We start from the raw sequence: 5,396 nt of genomic DNA on the forward strand, positions 1-5,396 counted from the left end.
TGGACCACTGGTACGATATGATCGGAAATCCCACGATCGCCGACGCCGTGCTGGATCGCCTCGTCCACAACGCCTACCGCATCGAACTTTCCGGTGAGAGCCTGCGCAAACATCGAAACCTGTCAGCCGAGGATGCAACTCAGGCTTGACCAGCCTGATATTCGCCGACAATGATCAACTCAGGCCCAGAGACGCTCTACACCGTCCGGCTTCGCCTCGGAATCGCGTCCGGTAAAACGCTGGAATAAGCGTCCGGTCAATGATCGGAAACCCCGTCCGGTTTCATTGGAATACACACTCAACGACTTTTTCGAAAAATACGAGCGCGACGTAATCGGAAAGGATAACTTTGAAGCGACGATCCGATTGGGCGGGGTCAAACGGCTCTCTGGAAATAATGGAGAGCTGAACATGGAGCAGAGCATCTCGCAAGGCGGGTGCCAGGCTTTCTGCCCTAGGTGTGGGGATAAATTCGCGCCCAGCGATCGTAAACAGCTCATCTTGGAAGAAGGTGCGCAGCCGTGCGACCGCCGCGCTCATGGCTGGCTGGCTCAGGTTAATGCTGCGCGCCGCCGCCGTCAGATTACGTTCGCTCATCAGGGCGTCGAGCGCAACCAGAAGATTGAGATCAAGGCCATTGAACCGCATATTTCTTCATCCGATGGCGGCCGATATGATCCTGCCGATGACCGGACCGGATTGCGCTTGGGACAGTGAGCTCCACGAGGAGCCTGAGCACTTCCGCTAGCAGTCGAGGTAGCTCATAACTCCGGTCCGTTCCGGTCGATCATCGTACCGGCTGGCCAGGCGGAGATGGGCTGTCCAATCGGCATAATGATGACAAGCGGATCCTCGACACGGGTGGGCGGCAAGTCGATGCGTGCGTGTGGCAGCGTAGATCGTACGCTCACCTGCGACACAACAGTCAGTGGACTGTGTCGGCCGAATCTTTCAATGTGTTTCCGCAGCTCGGGTCGAACCGTACCGAAGGCGAATGGAACTTGAAACTTCTGCAATGTGGGAAGCATAACCTGAATCGAATGGGCGATGCCGAGCCCCTCGAGATCCGGACGCACTCCATATAAACCTAGCTCAGCCACCAAAAGGTCTACCCCGTCAACTTTGATGAAGCGGCGCAGCAAGCCCAGATGGGCCGCAACACCGATCGAGTCGTACGCGATCGCACGAAGCTCCGGTCTTGCTCCGGCCCAGCTTTGACTGCCTTGGAACGGCTTTGCATTAAACGCGCCAGTCGGCCCGTATGTCTTCCGAAAGAACTCGGCGAGTTCGACATGATCGGAGAGTTGCAACTCATTTTCCCAGCACAATTTCCACTGCACGTCTGCGCGCATTCAAAGACCTCTTCTTTTGACGCTGGCCGGACGATTTACGGCCTAAGGGTTGTTATTATATCGCTACGACAAGCAATGGTAGTATATCGGCACAAGTGCTGGCCGATGGCTTTCCTGCAAGGCTGATGCTCTTCGTCCTATGGACGCGGGCGAGGCGATATCCTTGACCCCAGCGGCCAATATCATGAGGCGAACCAAAACTGAAATGGCATTCCTTCATGGATCCATGAGCAGCGCTCATAATGGTGAGCAGAGAGTGTTTGCAGGTGAAGCCAAAAAGTGCTCGCGTTCGAACCGCTCACAGAGGACTCCTGAAGGAGCATCAGCCGCAATATCGATCGGACGTATTTTCGGCCGTTGGGCTAGGTCTGAATGGACCCAAGTTTTTTCCAATACTGGCCGCGGTCCGATTTTCCTCTCGGGAAAGAAGGTCGATGCGCCCTAAAGACGAGATTGGAACCGGCTTAGGTGACAATGAAACGGCGGAAATGGAATCACGTGACATGTAGCCCCATACTGGCTCGGGGGCGGGGCGGTTCGCCGCCAAGGAAATGTGAAGTCCGTCGAAATCCCGGTCAGGGGCGCGGTTGGAAGTGGCGAGCTGCATCAGCTCTACTTCGCCCTGCAAGAGTAGCGCCATTGCGCTTCAGCGAGTTGCTTGTTGGTCGAAACGCGAGAACTTCAGTGAGTTGCAGAAGGCCCGCCGCAACAGCACCGAGCATCGGTGCAATTATATAGAGCCAGAGCTGTGAGCGCGCCGTCTCCCCTGCAAAGAGCGCCGGGCCGAGCGACCGTGCAGGGTTTACAGAAGCACCCGAAACCGAAATGCCGGCCAGATGGATTGCGACTAAGGTAAGACCAATTGCAAAACCTGCGACAGTGCCCGCCCCTTCCTCGGTGGTGCTTTTGAGAAATACCGTTACAAACAGGAACGTGGAGATGAACTCAAACAGGAACACAGATCTGACCCCATAAGCTCCCCAGCCGTTTTGGGCGAAACCTTCTACGGCAATGTCGTAGCCACCGACTTTGTCCATGGCTATCACATAGAGAGCGCCTGCGGCCGCTATAGCCCCCGCACTTTGAGCCAAGACATACGCGAGGAAGTCCCACAGTCCAAACCGTCGCGAAACAAGAAAACCGAGGCTGACCGCGGGATTGAGATGAGCGCCTGATACTGGGCCAATCGCGTAGGCCATCGCCACCACTGTCATCCCGAAGGCAAGAGCGACACCGAGGGGGCCCACCTCGGAACGCATAAAGACGAGTGTGCCGCAGCCGAAGAAAATGAGCGCAAACGTTCCTAGTAATTCGCAAAAATATCTATTCATCCTTAACTCCGTTGATTGCATCTCTGCGGATATTTGTCGTCAACCTCGACATTCTCGCTGCCGACTGGGTTTTTGGCAGGTTATCGATGCAGTGTTCGCCAGAACCCTTTGACGCCCACAGGATCAATCGTCCGGTCCGTTCTGTGCCCTATGTCGTTGACTTCAATTTTGTGACGACCAGCCGAGATCAGGACCGGTGCCCTTGCTGCGGCTTGCTCCCGGCGGTCTGCGATAAACACACAAGTTTCGTGCCAAACAAAAGTGGGTCTACGGCAGAGCGATCACTCCGAGGGTCGATCTATCTGGCGTTCAAAAAAGTCTTGAGTCCGACAATAAGCGACATAGCAGACGCGTTGCAGTCTGAAGATTTGCGCGCAAGCGGCAGAACAATACTCGGAAACACCTTTTTGAAAGCGTATGCCTAGTTGGCATCGAGTTTGCACGTACTCGTCGTTAGGCGGCAAGAAGCAGCCAAGTATATGGCCGCCTTCCTAAACCAGGCGGTAACGGAGCCAATTCGGATCTCTCGGATCCGTTTCTGAAGAACGGCCGTCAAACTGAGTTCCGCATTTGTCCATGTCCAAACTGCCAGGTGATACTCTCAGGATCAAATTTTTCAACAATATCGCCGTGCCTAGCGACATTAACAAACAACGTGAGAAGGAATAGCACTATGACCACCAAGGTTTCAGAAAGGTCCTTTGAAACAATCGAAAATTCAGCATCATCGCCTCTGAAGGTGGCCGATCAAATCGGGGCATCCGTAGAAAAGGGGAACAAACAGTTGACCGAAGCTTTCTTTAAATTCGCGTCGAGCGCTGAAGAGGCGCAAAAAATACTCACTCCGATCTTCGAAACCGCAACGCTGGCCGGCTACGAATTGTCGCTTAAGTCCGTCGCTGCGTTGCAGGCGAATGCGGTGGCCGGTTTCTCGCATTTGCAAGCGTTGTTCGGCGCGAACTCGCCGTCACAAGTCTTCGAACTCCAATCGGCGTTCCTGCACAAGCGCGTAGACACCAGCATCGAGAATGCCAAGGAATTCCGGGCACTGGCGAGCAAGGCAGTGGCTGAGATCGCCAAGCCGATCAACAATGCATTTGACAAATTTTTGGCGGACCTCAAGGCAGTATAAATTGGCTGGCCAGTGCAACAACGTCCTATGGGACTGTTGTACCCTCCGTCTTAATTAGGAGGAAGACGAGCGCTACCCTACGATCTGTTGTGTTCGCAATTTCAATCGACGGATCATGATCCTAGTTTCGTTTAGAGAATCCAAGGCCACTAAAGAATTGTTTGACAGAAGGAGCCGTGGGATGTGATAGCGCTTAATTGCCGAAGCAAGGAAACTGACGCGGTCGCAGCCTCGGCAATAACCGCTTTTTTGAAGTGGTCGTCGGGAGGCGCGCGGCTAGCAAGGGCTTAGTTGCTCGATACCTTGCGCCATCCTGATCATCGCAGCTAACGACGACTCTCCCGTTCTACGATCGTCAGTCGGTGCGATCTTCGCAAGGGAGCGGCTTGGTTGGCCGCACCACGCACGATCAGAGAAAAGGCTTTGCGATTATTGCCGTAGGCGGTGGCAAGTTTCACGATATCGCGTCGCATCGTAACAGGCGACGTTTGCCACCCGCTCTGCCTTGAGGGTCGCCCCCTGCTGGCTCGATCAAGGCGACTTCGCGTCGTTCCGACTCTTGAACGCGCGAAAGTTATTCCAATATTTGCCGGATGGTCACAGGTGACATTGGAAAGGAAAATAGGATGCCGATAACCGATGTCTCCTGGACTCGTCTGGTCACTATCCGACTGCAGTGTGGTCTTGAGCGGACGTTTGCGGGCGTTTACGATGCTTTGGATTTTCTCGAAAACGAATGGCCATTGCGTTATGGCGAGCGCCATCAGCGTGCCATCAGGACCTGTCGCGGTGCCCTCAATGGCGGCGTAGCCGCCGTCGTTGCACGAGAGGCATTCATGGCCGCTTGCCTCGAAGCCGGCATGGTGGCCCCTTTGAAAGCCAAGCCGAACGCCCACCCGGGACGAATCGCTCGGCGGGCTCTCGTCCAATGATTTGGATGGTCCCGCTTTGCTCAAGGCTGGACTTGCGCTTTCAAGTCCAATCCAGATCGCCCCCGTCGACCGTCTGATGAAGGCTAGTTCCTTGGCGGTGTGGTCGACCTTGGCGACAACGGCCGGTTGATCATGCACCGAAACGAGCAAGGTGTGAATGAGTGCGCTTGCCGAGCAGCTTCGCGTAGCGCAGACGTATCTCCTTCTTGTCGATCTCACATTCGATACATTATTCAACGAGCACGGCAAATTCGCAGTCGTCTATCGGAGTTGCACGAGCGCGCGCGTGCAATCGACGTTCTGCAATCTAGCGATCGCCGGCACTGCATGTTGTCGTTCCCCCGATCGAACTAATACGGCTTCTCATTGATCAGAACGCATTGGCCCATTCTCTGCGTCCGATGGACATGATGCGCCAGGGCTGACTTTCGAGTTTTCGCCATGCGTCGCAACAGTGATTGACGATATCGTCGTAGGATTTGAAGACTCGGTTCGAGAGCCAATTCTCGCGCATGAAGAGCCAGAGGTTTTCGACCGGGTTCAACTCTGGCGATTTCGGCGGGAGCGGCAGGATCGTTATGTTTTCGGGCACGACGAGATTGTTGGACATGTGCCATCCCGCCTGATCCATGATGAGGATGGCATGGGC

The 5,396-nt window shown here is 54.9% G+C and carries 6 protein-coding genes and 1 pseudogene; 3 read left to right on the forward strand and 4 right to left on the reverse strand.

What is annotated here, in order from left to right; all coding sequences use genetic code 11:
• Positions 1–149, forward strand: a 149-nt coding sequence (locus PH547_RS33335) for an ATP-binding protein (RefSeq protein WP_285170456.1), incomplete at its 5' end; no start/stop codon positions are given.
• Between the two features lie 151 nt (positions 150–300).
• On the opposite strand, the pseudogene PH547_RS33340 reads toward PH547_RS33335, so the two are convergent.
• The 3 genes and pseudogenes from PH547_RS33340 to PH547_RS33350 all read right to left on the reverse strand — a co-directional run.
• Positions 301–648: pseudogene (locus PH547_RS33340) on the reverse strand (LysR family transcriptional regulator); the annotation flags it as partial.
• A 113-nt stretch (positions 649–761) separates the two neighbouring features.
• Positions 762–1,352, reverse strand: coding sequence for a NodA family N-acyltransferase (locus tag PH547_RS33345; RefSeq protein ID WP_004112689.1), 591 nt, complete (start codon positions 1,350–1,352; stop codon positions 762–764).
• 575 nt (positions 1,353–1,927) lie between these two features.
• Positions 1,928–2,683 carry an aquaporin gene (locus PH547_RS33350; RefSeq protein WP_004112693.1) on the reverse strand — a complete coding sequence of 252 codons (756 nt, stop codon included), beginning with the start codon at positions 2,681–2,683 and terminating at the stop codon, positions 1,928–1,930.
• A gap of 673 nt (positions 2,684–3,356) precedes the next feature.
• On the opposite strand from PH547_RS33350, the gene PH547_RS33355 reads away from it, so the two are divergent.
• The gene (locus tag PH547_RS33355) at positions 3,357–3,815 is read left to right on the forward strand and encodes a phasin (protein ID WP_004112695.1); all 459 of its coding nucleotides are present in this window, start codon (positions 3,357–3,359) and stop codon (positions 3,813–3,815) included.
• 626 nt (positions 3,816–4,441) lie between these two features.
• Entirely contained in the window at positions 4,442–4,747 is a 306-nt protein-coding gene (locus tag PH547_RS33360) for a DUF982 domain-containing protein (protein ID WP_004112697.1), read from the forward strand.
• Between the two features lie 370 nt (positions 4,748–5,117).
• On the opposite strand, the gene PH547_RS33365 is transcribed toward PH547_RS33360, so the two are convergent.
• Positions 5,118–5,396: transposase (locus tag PH547_RS33365; RefSeq protein WP_285170455.1), on the reverse strand; the 279-nt coding region annotated here is incomplete at its 5' end.

Source organism: Rhizobium cerradonense (genome assembly GCF_030182455.1).
Taxonomy (GTDB): Bacteria; Pseudomonadota; Alphaproteobacteria; order Rhizobiales; family Rhizobiaceae; genus Rhizobium.

Coding starts and splice junctions, on each gene's coding strand:
- PH547_RS33345 (WP_004112689.1), bottom strand. CDS start 1,352: ATGCGCGCAGACGTGCAGTGGAAATTGTGCTGGGAAAATGAGTTGCAA.
- PH547_RS33350 (WP_004112693.1), bottom strand. CDS start 2,683: ATGAATAGATATTTTTGCGAATTACTAGGAACGTTTGCGCTCATTTTC.
- PH547_RS33355 (WP_004112695.1), top strand. CDS start 3,357: ATGACCACCAAGGTTTCAGAAAGGTCCTTTGAAACAATCGAAAATTCA.
- PH547_RS33360 (WP_004112697.1), top strand. CDS start 4,442: ATGCCGATAACCGATGTCTCCTGGACTCGTCTGGTCACTATCCGACTG.